The organism is Bacteroides sp. FSHCM14E1, from assembly GCF_019633785.1.
Taxonomy (GTDB): domain Bacteria; phylum Bacteroidota; class Bacteroidia; order Bacteroidales; family Bacteroidaceae; genus Bacteroides; species Bacteroides hominis.
Genome location: NZ_JADKYL010000016.1, coordinates 92,379 through 107,927 on the forward strand (window position 1 = coordinate 92,379; position 15,549 = coordinate 107,927).

11 protein-coding genes are annotated in these 15,549 nt (G+C 39.4%); 8 read left to right on the forward strand and 3 right to left on the reverse strand.

The features are described from left to right. Positions 1 to 56 precede the first annotated feature (56 nt). Both ISX59_RS19100 and ISX59_RS19105 read right to left on the reverse strand, forming a co-directional pair. Positions 57 to 1,556 carry an acetyl-CoA hydrolase/transferase family protein gene (locus ISX59_RS19100; protein WP_005782811.1) on the reverse strand — a complete coding sequence of 500 codons (1,500 nt, stop codon included), beginning with the start codon at positions 1,554 to 1,556 and terminating at the stop codon, positions 57 to 59. Between the two features lie 35 nt (positions 1,557 to 1,591). Continuing rightward, on the reverse strand, positions 1,592 to 1,921 hold the full coding sequence (locus tag ISX59_RS19105) for a hypothetical protein (RefSeq protein WP_032531548.1): 330 nt from the start codon (positions 1,919 to 1,921) through the stop codon (positions 1,592 to 1,594). A gap of 330 nt (positions 1,922 to 2,251) precedes the next feature. Between ISX59_RS19105 and miaB the strand changes: the two genes are divergently transcribed. From miaB to ISX59_RS19120, 3 genes are all read left to right on the forward strand, one after another. After that, complete coding sequence (gene miaB / locus ISX59_RS19110) at positions 2,252 to 3,625, forward strand: tRNA (N6-isopentenyl adenosine(37)-C2)-methylthiotransferase MiaB (protein ID WP_032540946.1); 1,374 nt, start codon at positions 2,252 to 2,254, stop codon at positions 3,623 to 3,625. A gap of 116 nt (positions 3,626 to 3,741) precedes the next feature. Next, positions 3,742 to 5,160, forward strand: coding sequence for an alpha-L-fucosidase (locus ISX59_RS19115; protein WP_220576164.1), 1,419 nt, complete (start codon positions 3,742 to 3,744; stop codon positions 5,158 to 5,160). Positions 5,161 to 5,222: 62 nt separating this feature from the next. After that, the gene (locus ISX59_RS19120; RefSeq protein WP_220576165.1) at positions 5,223 to 7,337 is read left to right on the forward strand and encodes a glycoside hydrolase family 2 protein; all 2,115 of its coding nucleotides are present in this window, start codon (positions 5,223 to 5,225) and stop codon (positions 7,335 to 7,337) included. Between the two features lie 84 nt (positions 7,338 to 7,421). Here the strand turns inward: ISX59_RS19120 and ISX59_RS19125 are convergent, their stop codons facing one another. Beyond that, positions 7,422 to 9,146: a helix-turn-helix domain-containing protein gene (locus ISX59_RS19125; protein ID WP_220576166.1), complete on the reverse strand. Its 1,725-nt coding sequence runs from the start codon at positions 9,144 to 9,146 to the stop codon at positions 7,422 to 7,424. 962 nt (positions 9,147 to 10,108) lie between these two features. Between ISX59_RS19125 and ISX59_RS19130 the strand changes: the two genes are divergently transcribed. The 5 genes from ISX59_RS19130 to ISX59_RS19150 form a co-directional block, all read left to right on the forward strand. Next, on the forward strand, positions 10,109 to 11,326 hold the full coding sequence (locus ISX59_RS19130; RefSeq protein WP_220576167.1) for a winged helix-turn-helix domain-containing protein: 1,218 nt from the start codon (positions 10,109 to 10,111) through the stop codon (positions 11,324 to 11,326). A gap of 104 nt (positions 11,327 to 11,430) precedes the next feature. After that, positions 11,431 to 11,670: an NVEALA domain-containing protein gene (locus ISX59_RS19135; protein WP_005812437.1), complete on the forward strand. Its 240-nt coding sequence runs from the start codon at positions 11,431 to 11,433 to the stop codon at positions 11,668 to 11,670. A gap of 168 nt (positions 11,671 to 11,838) precedes the next feature. Next, a complete protein-coding gene (locus ISX59_RS19140; RefSeq protein ID WP_220576168.1) occupies positions 11,839 to 12,906 on the forward strand; it encodes a BF3164 family lipoprotein in 1,068 nt (355 codons plus the stop codon). A 578-nt stretch (positions 12,907 to 13,484) separates the two neighbouring features. Further along, a complete protein-coding gene (locus tag ISX59_RS19145; RefSeq protein ID WP_255580241.1) occupies positions 13,485 to 14,453 on the forward strand; it encodes a hypothetical protein in 969 nt (322 codons plus the stop codon). Between the two features lie 130 nt (positions 14,454 to 14,583). Further along, on the forward strand, positions 14,584 to 15,549 hold a 966-nt coding region (locus ISX59_RS19150; protein ID WP_220576169.1), incomplete at its 3' end, for a 6-bladed beta-propeller.

Consider the following 15,549-nt stretch of genomic DNA (forward strand, 5'->3'; position numbering starts at 1 on the left):
TGAACGATGAACACTTTGTAGAAGTCACAGTCGGTTCATCGTTCATCGTTTATCGTTTATTTTTCGTATTCTGCCCAGTTCACGTTTTTCATATCTCCGCTTTTAGCCAGTTCGGCATGCATTCCCAAAGCAGCTTGAATGGCGTGAGGAGTCTGTGACTTATTACCGGCCAGTTTCAGATAATCCCATAAGATTTGTTTATAATCCGGGTGTGCACAGTTTTCGATGATTGCCTGTGCTCTTTCCTTCGGACTTTTGCCACGCAAATCGGCTACTCCCTGTTCGGTAATAACGATATTAACGGAGTGCTCACTGTGATCCAGATGAGAAACCATCGGAACGATGGAACTGATTTTGCCTTCTTTAGCCACTGACGGACAAGTAAAGATGGAAATATAAGCATTGCGTGTAAAATCGCCCGAGCCGCCGATACCGTTCATCATCTTGGTTCCACCGATATGGGTAGAGTTTACGTTACCATAAATATCTGCTTCAATGGCGGTATTGATAGAGATGATTCCTAAACGGCGGACTACTTCCGGACTGTTAGAGATTTCAGACGGACGGAGAATCAGTTTATCACGGAAGAAGTCCATGTCGTCATAAATGCCTTGCAGACAGTCATTGGTTACGGTCAGTGAGCAGGCACTTCCGAATTTTACACGACCTTCACGGATTAATCCGATCACAGAGTTTTGGATAACTTCGGTATACATTTCGAAAGCAGGGATTGTTTTATCGCGTCCCAAGGCTCCTAAAACTGCGTTGGCGATGTTACCTACTCCCGATTGTAACGGAAGGAATGTGGAAGGAATAATGCCACGTTTCATGTCGGCAGCCAGGAAGTCGGCCACATTCTGACCAATCTTATCAGTAATAGGATCGGCAGCCGCAAATGAACGGGCTTCATCCGGCCAGTTTGTTTCTACGATACCTACAATCTTTTTCGGGTCGACTTGTATATAAGGTAGTCCGACGCGGTCACTCGGTTTGTAGATTGGAATTTCACGACGGTAAGGCGGGTCGAGCGGTTCGTACACGTCATGCATTCCCATCATATTTTTGCTATGTGCACTGTTCAACTCAATGATGATCTGATCGGCCAGTCGGCAGACGGTTGGTGCAATTCCACCGGCAGCTGTCAGATAGATTTTTCCATCCGGAGTCACTTCACAAGCTTCGATGATAGCTACATTCACTTTTCCCATGAATCCGTAGCGCACTTCTTGTGCCATTTGTGAAAGGTGAATGTCATTATAGGCAATCTCACCGTTATTCACTGCTTTACGGAAATCGGGATTGGTTGTGTAAGGGGCACGATAACGGATAGCCTTTACACGTGATAATATACCATCACATGAGTCGCCGGTAGAAGCTCCGGTAAAGATGCCGATCTGGAAAGGGTTTCCTTTTGCATGTTCCGCTTCCGCTATTTTCGCTATTTCGGAAGTGACAGCTTTGGCCGTTCCTGCGGGGGTAAAACCGCTGAGGCCGATGTTATAGCCATGTTTTACAAGGCTGGCAGCTTCTGCTGCAGAAATGGATTTGAATGCCATAATTATAGTATTATTTTCGTGTTAGGAATAATCTTTCAATATTTTCTATTCAGAATTTCGGACCAGATAATGGCTTTTCGGGCTTCTTCAGCCGAGCGAATGGTAAATTCCGGATCATCTGTCGGGGATGTTTCCATTTTCGGAGGAATTGTTTTATTTTTCTTCACTTCCGCTTTCGGAGGGAGCGGTTGGGAACGGAATGTTTGATGTTTTCGCGGTGTTTGAAGGACTTCGGCCTCTTCCGTATCCGGAATGGGTACGAAAGGTTTTTGGGCAGATCTTTCCGTTTTGCTCTTTTTGATCTGTCTGATAAGAGGTAATGCGAAAACAGCCATAATGACGAGGACTTTTAAAATATCATCCATAGTACTTTTATTTTCTACAGTCCGCCAAAGTTATACATTTAATCTGATTGATACCAATATTTTGGCATGAAAAAAGGGCAGCTTCACAGCTCCCCTTAATTTTTTTAACCTAAACCTTAACTATGAAAAAATCTAATGTTTCTTTCATTGCACAAATGTGTGAAATAAAATTAATAGTGCCAAATCCTTACGCCATAAATGTTTGTTCTATTAACATAAATTATCCTTTTGCCTCTGAATCGATAAGCAAAAGTGTTATTTTGGTTTCATTTCACAACTTTTTGAGGATGAAGCTGTATCTTTGCAGGTACAAATTTAAATTCTGAATTTATGAACGAATTGACGGGAGCGGACTTTAAATCCGCAACTGCTGATGACAACAAGAAGTTGTTTATCGAGACTTATGGCTGCCAGATGAATGTGGCCGATAGTGAAGTAATTGCCTCTGTGATGCAAATGGCCGGTTATTCGGTTGCCGAAACGCTGGAAGAGGCTGATGCGGTATTTATGAATACTTGCTCTATCCGTGACAATGCCGAGCAGAAGATTCTGAATCGTCTGGAGTTTTTTCATTCGATGAAGAAAAAGAAGAAGCATCTGATTGTAGGCGTGTTGGGATGTATGGCCGAGCGAGTGAAAGATGATTTGATTGAACATCATCATGTAGATCTTGTAGTGGGGCCGGATGCTTATTTGACTCTTCCGGAACTGATCGCTTCTGTGGAAGCGGGTGAGAAGGCAATGAATGTAGAGCTTTCGACTACGGAAACCTATCGGGATGTGATTCCTTCACGTATCTGCGGTAACCATATCTCCGGATTTGTATCCATCATGCGTGGTTGCAATAACTTCTGCACCTATTGTATAGTGCCTTACACCCGTGGTCGTGAACGCAGCCGGGATGTGGAAAGTATTCTGAACGAAGTGGCTGATCTGGTATCAAAAGGTTACAAAGAGATTACTTTGTTGGGGCAGAATGTAAACTCTTATCGTTTTGAGAAGGAGGGAGGAGAAGTGGTTACCTTCCCAATGTTGCTTCGTGTGGTAGCTGAGGCGGCGCCGGATGTACGTATCCGTTTCACAACTTCGCATCCCAAAGATATGAGTGATGAAACTTTGGAGGTGATTGCACAAGTGCCTAATGTATGTAAACACATTCACCTTCCCGTGCAAAGCGGTAGCTCGCGTATTCTTAAGTTGATGAATCGTAAATATACGCGTGAATGGTATCTGGATCGTGTATCGGCTATTAAGCGTATTGTCCCCGATTGCGGGCTTACTACGGATATATTCTCCGGTTTCCACTCCGAGACAGAGGAAGATCATCAGGAGTCACTTTCGCTGATGGAGGCTTGTGGCTATGATGCGGCATTTATGTTTAAATATTCCGAGCGTCCCGGTACTTATGCATCTAAACATCTGGAAGACAATGTTCCCGAGGAGGTAAAAGTCCGTCGTCTGAATGAAATAATTGCTTTGCAGAATCGTTTGTCTGCTGAATCCAATACCCGCTGTATCGGAAAGACCTATGAAGTATTGGTAGAAGGTGTTTCGAAACGTTCGCGCGATCAGTTGTTCGGCCGTACCGAGCAGAACAGGGTGGTTGTATTCGATCGTGGTACTCACCGGATAGGCGATTTTGTGAACGTAAGAATTACGGAAGCCAGTTCTGCCACGCTGAAAGGTGAAGAAGTTTTCGGATAATCCGTAGTTTTGCATATAAAATAAAAGGTGTAGTCATTGAGAACGTATGGCTACACCTTGTTTGTTATATGGCTACAATGTTTTATCTTTGTGCGTACCTTAGAAAATAGAACACCATGAAGAACAAACTATTTATTTTAATTGCACTCTGCATTTCAATTCATGTTTTAGCTCAAGAACCTAAAAAGGAAATTCCTTTAAAATATGGTGCCACTAACATCGGCAAGCGTCAGGACGAAGCTATGAAGCGGTTTCGCGACAATCGTTTGGGAGAATTCATTCACTGGGGACTGTATGCCATTCCCGGTGGCGAATGGAAAGGTAAAGTATATAATGGAGCTGCCGAATGGCTCAAGTCGTGGGCTAAAGTTCCTGCTTCTGAATGGCTGGGGCTGATGAAACAATGGAATCCGGTAAAATTTGATGCACGCCAATGGGCGAGAATGGCCAAAGAGATGGGAGTAAAATACGTCAAGATAACAACGAAACATCACGAAGGATTCTGTCTCTGGCCGAGCCGGTATAGTGAATATACCGTAGCGCAGACTCCATCTAAGAAAGATATCTTAGGCGAGTTGGTAAAAGCCTACAATGATGAAGGTATCGACGTGCATTTCTACTTTTCGGTAATGGATTGGAGCCATCCGGATTATCGTTATGAGATTTCATCGAAAGAAGATAGCGTTGCTTTCAGCCGTTTTCTCACTTTCACCGATAATCAGTTGAAGGAATTGGCTACCCGCTATCCGACGGTTAAGGACTTTTGGTTCGACGGCACTTGGGATGCAAGTATTAAGAAGAATGGTTGGTGGACAGCTCATGTAGAGCAGATGTTGAAGAATCTTGTGCCGGGAGTCACTGTCAATAGCCGGCTTCGTGCCGATGATTATGGCAAGAGACACTTCGATAGCAATGGCTGTCTTATGGGAGATTATGAATCGGGGTACGAACGTCGTCTTCCTGATCCGGTGGAGGACTTGCAGGTGACTAAATGGGATTGGGAAGCTTGTATGACCCTTCCCGAAAATCAGTGGGGATATCATAAGGATTGGTCGCTGAGTTATGTCAAGACTCCGGTAGAAGTAATCGACCGTATTGTGCATGCTGTATCGATGGGAGGGAATATGGTAGTCAATTTCGGTCCTCAGGCCGATGGTGATTTCCGTTCGGAAGAGAAGGAGTTGGCTGTAGCTTTGGGTAAATGGATGAAGAAGTATGGTGAGTGTATTTATGGCTGTGGCTATGCCGGATGGGATAAACGAGACTGGGGATACTATACCCGTAAAGGTCAAGAGATTTATATGGTTGTATTCAATTGTCCCTATTCGGGTTTCCTTGATGTAAAGGTTCCGAAAGGCACAAAAATAGAGAAAGCCGCTTTACCGGACGGACAGGAACTGAAGGTTGTCGAGACCACCCGGAATGAATATAATGTAGCTATGCCTTCGCAAAATCCGGGAGAACCCTTTATAATCAAATTGCAAATTAAAGAAACTTCCTCTACGACAGACAAGTACCGGGATGCATTGACATAGTAGAATTTCCTTATCTGTGCGTTCACCCGCAAAAAGGTGACCAATCATTAAAATAAAATATTATGAGAAAACTATCTTATTTAATTATTGCATGCTTATGCCTGTGCAGTAGTATTTCTCCCTTGATGGCACGACAGGTTACCGCATTCAATACCGGCTGGCAATTTAAGAAAGGTCCTTTTGCAGCCGATCCGATGCGGGCTGCTTCACAATGGGACGGAAAGTGGGAGACTGTTGAGATTCCACATACCTGGAATGCCAAGGATATGCAAGTTCAATCGGGCTCTTTCTATGAAGGGGTGGGTTACTATCGGAAAACACAGTTTTTTCCTCAAGATTTGAAAGATAAACGTATATTTCTGCGTTTCGAAGGAGTAGGGGCTTGTTCGGAAGTATACGTCAATGGAAAATTGGTCGGCACTCACAAGGGTGGCTACTCTGCTTTTGCCTGTGAAATAGGTACGGTCCTTCAGTTCGGAACAGAGAACGAGATCGTTGTTAAAGCCGACAATAAGGCCCGTCCCAACGTAATTCCGGTCAATCAGAATCTTTTCGGAGTATATGGTGGTATTTACCGTCCCGTATGGCTGATTGTAACTGAGCAGAATAACATTACGGTTACCGATTGTGCCTCTCCGGGTGTTTATATTACCCAAAAGAATGTTTCAAAAAAGTCAGCCGATATAACTGTGAAGGTAAAATTGGATAATGCCAGGCTCCAACCTGCTGCTTTGACTCTTGAAAATGCTATTTATACGCAGGATGGGCGTAAAGTAAGTGTACACAGCCAGTCGTTCGACCTGACTCCGCAAGGAACACAGACCTATACATCTACTTTTAAGATGAAAGATCCGCACCTCTGGCACGGACGCAAAGATCCCTATCTCTATAAGGTTGTCTGCAAGCTGATGGCAGATGGAAAAGTAATTGACGAGGTGGTGCAACCTCTTGGTGTGCGTAAATATGAGATTGTGGCCGGGAAAGGTTTTTTTCTGAATGGAGAAAAGTATCCGATGTATGGCGTAACCCGCCATCAGGACTGGTGGGGACTGGGCAGTGCGCTTAAGAATGAACATCATGACTTCGATCTGGCTACAATAATGGATGTGGGGGCTACTACTGTCCGTTTTGCCCACTACCAACAGTCAGATTATCTCTACTCCCGTTGTGATACACTGGGACTGATTATCTGGGCCGAAATACCTTGTGTAAACCGGGTGACCGGATACGAAGCGGAAAATGCCCAAAGCCAGCTTCGTGAACTAATCCGTCAAAGCTTCAATCACCCTTCTATTTACGTATGGGGGCTTCATAACGAAGTATATCAGCCTCATGAATATACAGCTGCCTTGACCCAATCTCTTCATGATCTTGCTAAGACGGAAGATCCGGATCGTTATACCGTTTCGGTCAATGGATACGGACATATGGAACATCCGGTCAATTTGAATGCGGATATACAGGGTATGAACCGTTATTTCGGTTGGTACGAGAAGAAGATACAGGATATCAAGCCTTGGGTAGAACAACTTGAAAAAGAATATCCTTATCAGAAGCTGATGTTGACTGAATATGGTGCCGATGCCAACTTGGCCCATCAAACCGAATATTTGGGTGACGCCCTCAATTGGGGCAAGCCGTTCTATCCGGAAACATTCCAGACTAAGACACACGAATATCAGTGGAGTGTCATCAAAGACCATCCATATATCATCGCTTCTTATCTTTGGAATATGTTTGATTTTGCCGTACCGATGTGGACACGTGGCGGTGTTCCCGCACGTAATATGAAAGGCCTGGTTACCTTTGACCGTAAAATAAAGAAAGACTCTTATTTCTGGTACAAGGCCAACTGGAGTGAGAATCCGGTTCTTTATCTCACGCAACGTCGTAATGTCGATCGTGAAAAACGAATGACTACCGTTACTGTCTATTCTAATATCGGGACTCCTAAAGTATATCTGAATGGAAAAGAACTGGGCGGTATTCGCAAAGGATATACTAATGTGCATTACATCTTCGATAATGTGGCACTTGCTGATGGGAAAAATGTTCTGAAAGCTGTAGCCGCAATCAAAGGAAAGGAGTATACCGATGAAATCGTATGGAACTATTCCGGTGAGAAAAACCGGGAAGTAGATTCTTATGAGAATAAGAATGAACATTCAGGTTTTTGATAATAGATTTGTCCCACGTACCCGGGCTTATGAGCCCAGGTATGTGTGACGAGATCATGAAAAGGTTATAAACCCTTACGGGCATTATAAAATCTCTTTGATATAGCGCGTAGGCGGCACTTTATAGAACTTCTTGAATCTTGCTCCGAAATATTTAGCATCGCAAAAGCCTAAATAGGTTGCTATTTCTGTAACGGTGTATTTTTGTGTAACCAGTAAAATTTTGGCTTTATTCATTTTAAAATAATACATGTACTCTGCAGGTGCTTTATCTGTAATCTCTTTTAATTTAGTATAGAATGTAGTACGGCACATTCCCATATCGGCGCTTAACATGTCGACCGTATAATTGTCTGATGAGAGATTCTTTTCCAGAAGCTTATTTACTTTATCCATAAATAGAGTGTTTTCTTCACTCTTCGCAGTTGTCTCAGGGAGGTCGGCAGGCAAATTGGTTTCCAGAAGCTGTTTGATACGTTTATGCTTATTTATAAGTACTTGTATATCCGCTTTAAGCCTGCAAATACTGATTGCACGTGGTGCCAATTTATCTACTCCACAATGGATATGGGTGAGATAACTCCTATTATCATTGAAGTTCATCAGGAGAATGGCGGGAGTTTGAACCATGCTGGCATTTGATTTTATCCGGGAATAAATTTCTTTTCCGCCTATACCGTTCACTATTTCATCAATAATGATAATATCTGGTGTTCGCTGACCGGAGAAATTGGATAAACGTTCCGGATTATTAAGAATAGTTATCCGGAAGAGGGTTGAGAGGGCTTCATTTAAGTAGCTGCTCAACTCATTGTCTGACATGACTAACAGTACGTGTGACCTATTTTTATCAGAACGGCCCATCTTGCCATCTTTTATGGTAGGAATTTCCACTTCCGGACATTGGATTGTATTGCAGCAACCGTTTATGGGAACGATAACTTGAAAAGTAATAATTCGCCTATGGCAATCCCCGATTAATTTTCCACCATGTAAGCGGATTATCTTCTTTATGATTTGAAGATTCCCACAGTGGTATATCAACATAAGGGCAGAGAGTAGAGAAAGTAACTTTTTATTGTCCTGTTTGCATTCTGGTCCATTGGTAATCCGGAGGCTCCAATGGTTGTTCAGGTGAGACACGTTCATATTAATGCAACCTTTGCAAGGTGTGGCATCGATTATTTTACTCAACAGGCATTGTAAGGCCGCAGTCATGGTAATTTCGTCTACCCGGCAACTGATATAGCCGAAATCTTTGCTGACGTTTAATTGTATCTGGCGAGTATTGGCATAACTCTGGCATTGATTGGTGATTGAGGTAATGAAAGTGTAAAGTTCAAACTCAATGGGAGAACCAGGATATATTTCATTCTCTATATTGCTGAATATTCCAATATTCTGGTAGCTGTTCATGATGTGGCTGGTGTAGCCGAGCACTCGCTTTAACTTTTGAGATGTAGGTTCAGGAAGGTTGTCAGAGGCGATTTCTTCCAGTAAGTGATGCATCAGAGTCAGTGGGGTTTGAGTTTTATGAGCTATGTTTTGAACAATGCCCAGTTTTTCGTGGGAAAAGAGTTTCGTGTTATACATGATTCTATAACGTATCATGAGAACAATAAACAACCCTATTACCAAACCTTCAATCGGGTATATCCATGACATTTGCCATAAGAAAGCAGGTATAAAAGTAGCTGTTTGGTACTGACTTGTAAGGTCGAGTTGTACATCGGTTTGCATACAAGGACATACATCATTAAATTGTGTGTCCAATAAGATCAACTGTAAAAATAGAATAACTGGTTCCATAACTGTATTTAGATAATTATTAATATTGTTTTCATAGTTAAACCATCATTTTTTCAAACTTCTTTTTTGGGGGGAATTCCCAATTAGTCGTTGGTGCTGCAATTATAGGGCTTTTTGTACAGCTTGATTGGGTATAATCTTTTAAAAGATATGGGTAATATCTGGTAACGGATTTTAATGTATATATTTACGATTGTTTTAGACTTTGCCGTATGGAGGGGATTTTATAGTTGTGAGGTAATCAGGTTTATTTTCATGATCTATGCTTCACTTATCAGATTTTGCCCGCTTATTATTTATATTTAGATACTGATTGATTACATAAAAAATGGTAGAAATAACTCCCGGGGATAAAAATAACTCCTGGTTACATACTTTATGGTACCTTCTGATAGTGGAATAATCGTAATGTCAGAATAGCTCCCTTTATGTTTGCAGATGCTTTTATGAATGTTTTATCATTTTCTAAATATTTGATATTTAGACGGTTGCTTAATGTCGAGATCTTTTCCTTAGACAATTTTTTTGTTTTATACATTGAGTTGGGGGAGAGTGAGGCTGTTAAAACAATATTACCCTGACACCCAGCCTCGATTTCTTATCTGTTAATTGTATGTGCTTCTTTTAATTAAAAAGAATGTATTACTTTTTATTACCTGTTAATGGGTTGGTTTTTAATAATGTGATGGTATGTAATAAATTGTAATGCGTTGAAATGGACGTATTATGTCAAAATTTCTTTTTTAGCCTAATCGTTAAATTATTTTAGAATTTAATATGGGAAATGCGGTGAAATAAATAATCTTTTGATTATTGTTGTTTGAGGTAAACATTTAGGGTTCTATTTTTTATATCAATAACCGGGCGATTGTATGTTTATCCTCTGTTAATCAGTGAAATTGGTAGTGAGATTTTGAGATAATATTGTAAAGTATTACATTTGTTTGCAAAAACAAACTACGATGAAACGCTCTAGATTATTTTTATGGATTTTGGGTATAATAATGCAAGCATTCTTGGTCAGCATTCATTTCTATCAGAAAAATGTGGAGGCAATGCGCACCGAATCGGAAGACCTTTTAGTAGAAGTGCTCGAGAAAGAGTTGCACAGAAAGCAGCAAGAGTTGAATCTGTTTTATGTTTCTAGAGTAGTAGTCGATACGGTTCCTTTGATAATTCGTGTTACGACAAGTGAAGGAGTTAAGTCTTATACCGTGGACGCAAAGAAAAGCAAAATGAATATTTCACAAAATATGGCAGAGCGGTCTTGGCATTCAGTTGTCTGCACAAAAAGTTGCCTATCTACAGACACTTTACAACAACTTTGGAATAAAGTACTCAAAAGACATAAAATCTTGGCTAAAACCGATGTACACATATCAATAACTCATTTGGATAATACTATCTCCCATTTTAAATGTAAGAATTGCAATGACCTTTGTTCCGGGACACACAAAATTACTTTTTATGTAGGTAATAGATGTGAACTTGAGATTATTGGTTTCTGGTCCTATTCATGGTGGGCTGTATATCAATATGATAGTATTCCATTTGAAGTAATAGGGATTGTGGCAGCCGCTCTTATCATTATTTTCTGTGGTTGGTATCTGGTGAAGAAGTATATAACTAAAATCCGAAATGATAAAAGACGTTTAGCTAATGATCGGGATCGTGAAAGAAAAGTTCGAATACAATTGGAAAAGGATCAGAAAAGGTTGGAGGCAAAACAAAGAGAATATGAAAAACGGATTAAAGACCTTTCAGCAAGAGGCGAAGAGCGTGAAGAAGAACGAAAAAATATGGAGAAAATACTGAAAGAGTATGAGATACAAATTCAAAAGCTTAAAGAATTAAGAGAGTCCGGAAAAGAACCATTACTTTATATATTGAGTCCGAAGGTCACTTTTGATTCTTATGCAAAGTTATTAATTTGTGGTGATCAAACAATTCCTCTTACTTCACAGGCCTGTAGACTTTTGGATGCTTTTCTGAATGCTCCTGAATATATTTTAACCTACGAAGAGTTATTGGAATGTTTGTGGAAAGATGGTAGTGGAGGCATGGTTCGTTTGCGTGTAGCTATTTCTCGTTTGCGTATTGTGTTGAGTGTAGATCCTGAGATTACTGTTTTTCAGAGGGATATTGATAAATATCAATTAGTACTGCCGGAAAAGGAATAATTTAGGGAACCTTTTATACTATGTAATAAATTGTAATGCAATATATGATATTTTATTAAGTAATGGCTTTTAACTTTGCAGTGAATAATTAAAACATATATCTTATGAAAATGAAGAACTATTTGAAAGCAACTTTTCTTTTGGTTGCTATCGTCTCGATTTGGTATTTAAAACCGGTGCAGAAATTTCAGGATGTAGATCCTCTTTTATTGCAGAATGTAGAAGCTTTGGCAAGTGGAGAAGAATCTTCGCAAACTCATTGTTATGGACGCGGATCAGTAGATTGTCCTGTTAGTCATGACAAGGTCGATATTGTATATGACGCATACAGTATAGGAGATTAAAGCAGTATTCAGTATTTAATCTTTGAAGATGAATTTATCAAAGGGAGTGGAAGTATTTCTATTCCCTTTAAAACAGGCAAATCAGTCACTTCCTAAAGGACTTTAAAGTAGAAACCTTTAGGTCTGAAAGCTAAGTAAAGCTTTTAGTCCGCCTAAAATCGGATGCTTATGAATAAAAATGTCAGTGTATTAATCTTAATAGGGATTATTCTTTGGGGATGTCATCCGGCAAAAGAGAAGGTTGAGTTTTCAAACGAAGTTATTTGTAGCGATAGCATATCACGGGAACTGGTTGTTTTAAATGATACGTTTTTATTTTCGTATCCTTTGCAAATAGAACTTATAGACTCAATGCTACTGGTGTTGGATAATGTTAATAATAACTTCTTTCATCTGTTTACTCTAAAGGGAGTACCTGTAAAATCATTTGGAGAAAAAGGTCAGGGGCCTGCTGATTTTATAAATGTGGGGGCATTCAATTTATCTGAAGATGGAAAAAACATGTATGCATACGACTCTTCAATGCGTAAAATAGTGAAATATGATGTCTCTTCTTTTTTAAAAGATTCATTGAAATCTGAAGTTATGCAAGTGAATTATGGTAGCTTACCACACTCTGAAGTACCCACAATAATCTATGATATGCTTTCTCTTAAAGATTCGGATTTTCTTGTAAAAGCGAACCATAAGGATCTTCGGTTTGGATTATTAAAAGATGGAAAGATTACTCAATTATACAATTCTTTCTCTGATTGTTTAAATACAAATAATGAAGAAGAAGTATGGTCGGTTTTCTGTAGTAATACCAAAACCAAGTTAAAACCGGACAGGACGAAGATGTTGAATGCGACCTATCTGGGAGGGATCTTGGAGCTATTTGACTTGGACGAAAATTGTCGTTTGTCATTGAATAAAACGCTTTATATTTACGAACCTAAATATGGTATTGCTGAAGGAGCAATTCCGGCGTATGTAGTTTCCAATGAAACGACTCAGATTGGTTTCGAAGATGTATATGCAACAAATAATAGTATTTATGCATTATTGCATAATAGAGGAAACGAAGCTTTACCTTCAGAGATTACTGTATTTAGTTGGCAAGGACTTCCAACAAGTAAAATTAAGGCTAACCATGGTCTTGTAAATATAGCTGTGGATGAGAAAAACAATCTAATCTATGTAATTGCGGAAAGTGAACAGAATGCTTATGAACTGTCTTGCTTATCTTTAAATTGATATGTATTCTACAATTTTCAAGAATAAAGCAAGCTGTCTATAAACGGTTTTCCGCTTAAATAGATTCACTACGGGGTGATGCTACTAAAAAACAGAAAGAAGTTAAGAAACCAATCTTAAAACGGCAAATCACTTTACTAAAAGCTCTAAAACGCGAGAGGTAAACTTGCTCAGGTCAGTAATTAAAGTTCATCTTAGCACGCAAGATGTACATCTTACGCGCCAAGATACACATCTTGCGCCTTAAGATGCGTATCTTGGCTGTCAAGATGAACTTAGACTGTATGAAGAAAATATTTTTCTAAGAATCATAAGATACTTTAATCTGCATCTTGTGGAATTTGAGTGTTAACTTCAATAACTTGCCATTGTGTTTCTTCTAAATCCGTACAATACATATATTGTCATGAATAAGCAGTATGTTAGTTATTATTTCTTTCAAAGGAATAAGAAGTTGATGCATATAAAGGCAGAAAACCTATTTATACAAGTGTTGAAAGATGAAATGAAAAAGAAAGGGGAAGCATTGGATTTATTTTATTCTTTTTCAGGGATATCAAGTGACACGTATTTCGATTATGACCGAAACCGGATCCAGACAGTATAAAGTGGATGTTGCGAAGAGCCGGAAAAATCTTTCTCAGATATCGAGAGAACGTTCATTACACTCTGTTATTTGTTCCGAGAAGCAGTTATCTCCCATGACTTTGAGTCAGACCTGGGCGGATAGCCTGCAAACACGACATATTCTGGCAAGAGTTGCGATAGAAATAGTAACTACAGACTTGGAAAATAGGATCTTATATAGAAAAAGCCAAACTGTCAACCTGTCTCCAGAGTTGAAGTTTGTTGTTTATTTGGGGGAGAGATGTGAAATAGAGGTTTCCGGTTTTTTATTTTATACTTGGTGGTCGGTTTGTAGATATCATTTCTTTCCATTTGGGGGGATCGTTGGTATGACTTTGTGTTTGATTGTTTTTTTGATCTATTTGTTTAGGGTGAGAAAGCACTTGTTTAAAACACAGTCTGAGTGCGGACTATTGGTGGAGAAGCTAAACAAAAAAGAAGAAAAATTAGAAGAGTTAGAAAGAATGCGGGATCAATATGCGCAACAGGTTGAAATGCAGCAATCTGATGCTCGGGAAAAGAACATGCTGTTGAAGGATCTGGAGCAAAAGTCAAAGGCGTACGAAGGGCAAATAGCGGAACTAAAAAAGGCAAAAGAACTGTTGGGAACAAAATCCTTGATCTATAAATTGAGTCCTATACTGACCTTTGATGTATATAAAAAGACACTGGAGTGCAATGAGGAAATAATTTCACTTAATCTCCAGTCCTATACTCTCTTGCTGGTTTTCTTAAATGCTACTGATTGTCAATTGACACGTAAGGAAATCGAGATGTGTTTATCCAGAGGGAGCCGGGAGTGTTTCCGGACAGCTAAGCACCGCTTAGTTAAGGTACTTCAAATTGATCCTTCTATTTCTATTGTTCAGCACAATAGGGATCTTTTTCAGTTGCAACTGCCGGAAATTGAGGTCTTGTAACGCTTTGTAACGCACTATATGGTGAGTATAAGAAAAATATGGCTTATATTTGCACGTATTTAAAACGTATATAGACATGAAAAACACTTTGGTATAGCTTCCTGCATTGTTAATCTAATCTAATAAAGTTATGAAGAATATCTTGTTAACACTTCTCTTGTTTATACTTTTTTCATGTAAAAGTACTGGAGATAAAACCGACTGTGAAGTATTACATGTCGATTTGGTTGAACGCCCTGTTCCAATGGAAGAATTATTTTCTAAAATATCTGTCATTCCATTGGAAACCAATGATAGTTCCTTTCTTGTAAGGCCTGTGAAAGTTATTATTAAAGATAACAGATATTATATTGTTGATGAAGGGGTTCCGGCTGTGTTTTCTTTTGATGAAGAAGGGCATCTTTTGCATAAAATAGGTAAAAAGGGACAAGGCCCCGGAGAGTATCGTGAAATATACGATGCCGTTATTAAAGAAAAAGAAAATGCAGTGTATATGCTATCTCCATTTGGCTCTCTTTATGTGTATTCTCTGGATGGAAAATTCATAAAAGAAATAAAACTGCCAACGAGGACGAATTATCAATTGATAGAGGAGCTGGAGAGTAAGTATTTCATTACATGGACACTACCTGCTTCTGAGAATGATAATTGTATCAGCGTTATTTCTAAAGAGTCTTCCAAGAATGTGAAAGAATTTTGGCATGTGCCTCCCGTTTTCACTATTCTGAATTCTAAACCTTTCTATAATTATGAACATAAAGTATATTTTTCCAATCCTTATCAAAATGAAGTATATGAAGTAAGGACAGATAGCTTACGGGTTGCATACCGTTGGGATTTTGGAAAAGATAATCTTGATTTGAAGGAGTATGGATTCACTTTATTAGAGGATAAAAAGGTTGAAGAATATAAATTAATGTTGCAGTATTTACGTGATTCTACTGTGCCTTATTTTTTATGCGATCAATATCAGAATGATAAATTCTATTATATCATGTTGGTGTTTGGGCTTAAGCATTCGAAAAATCTATTTTACCGGAAGGAAGACGGCAAAAGTTTCTTTTTTGAAAAAACAACAGAAGACATTCATTTTGAA

Bases quoted from the DNA above. Each gene is read 5' to 3' on its own strand.
- ISX59_RS19135 (WP_005812437.1), top strand. From the start codon at position 11,431: ATGAAAATGAAGAACTATTTGAAAGCAACTTTTCTTTTGGTTGCTATC.
- ISX59_RS19130 (WP_220576167.1), top strand. From the start codon at position 10,109: ATGAAACGCTCTAGATTATTTTTATGGATTTTGGGTATAATAATGCAA.
- miaB (WP_032540946.1), top strand. From the start codon at position 2,252: ATGAACGAATTGACGGGAGCGGACTTTAAATCCGCAACTGCTGATGAC.
- ISX59_RS19105 (WP_032531548.1), bottom strand. From the start codon at position 1,921: ATGGATGATATTTTAAAAGTCCTCGTCATTATGGCTGTTTTCGCATTA.
- ISX59_RS19145 (WP_255580241.1), top strand. From the start codon at position 13,485: ATGACCGAAACCGGATCCAGACAGTATAAAGTGGATGTTGCGAAGAGC.
- ISX59_RS19125 (WP_220576166.1), bottom strand. From the start codon at position 9,146: ATGGAACCAGTTATTCTATTTTTACAGTTGATCTTATTGGACACACAA.
- ISX59_RS19120 (WP_220576165.1), top strand. From the start codon at position 5,223: ATGAGAAAACTATCTTATTTAATTATTGCATGCTTATGCCTGTGCAGT.
- ISX59_RS19100 (WP_005782811.1), bottom strand. From the start codon at position 1,556: ATGGCATTCAAATCCATTTCTGCAGCAGAAGCTGCCAGCCTTGTAAAA.
- ISX59_RS19115 (WP_220576164.1), top strand. From the start codon at position 3,742: ATGAAGAACAAACTATTTATTTTAATTGCACTCTGCATTTCAATTCAT.
- ISX59_RS19140 (WP_220576168.1), top strand. From the start codon at position 11,839: ATGAATAAAAATGTCAGTGTATTAATCTTAATAGGGATTATTCTTTGG.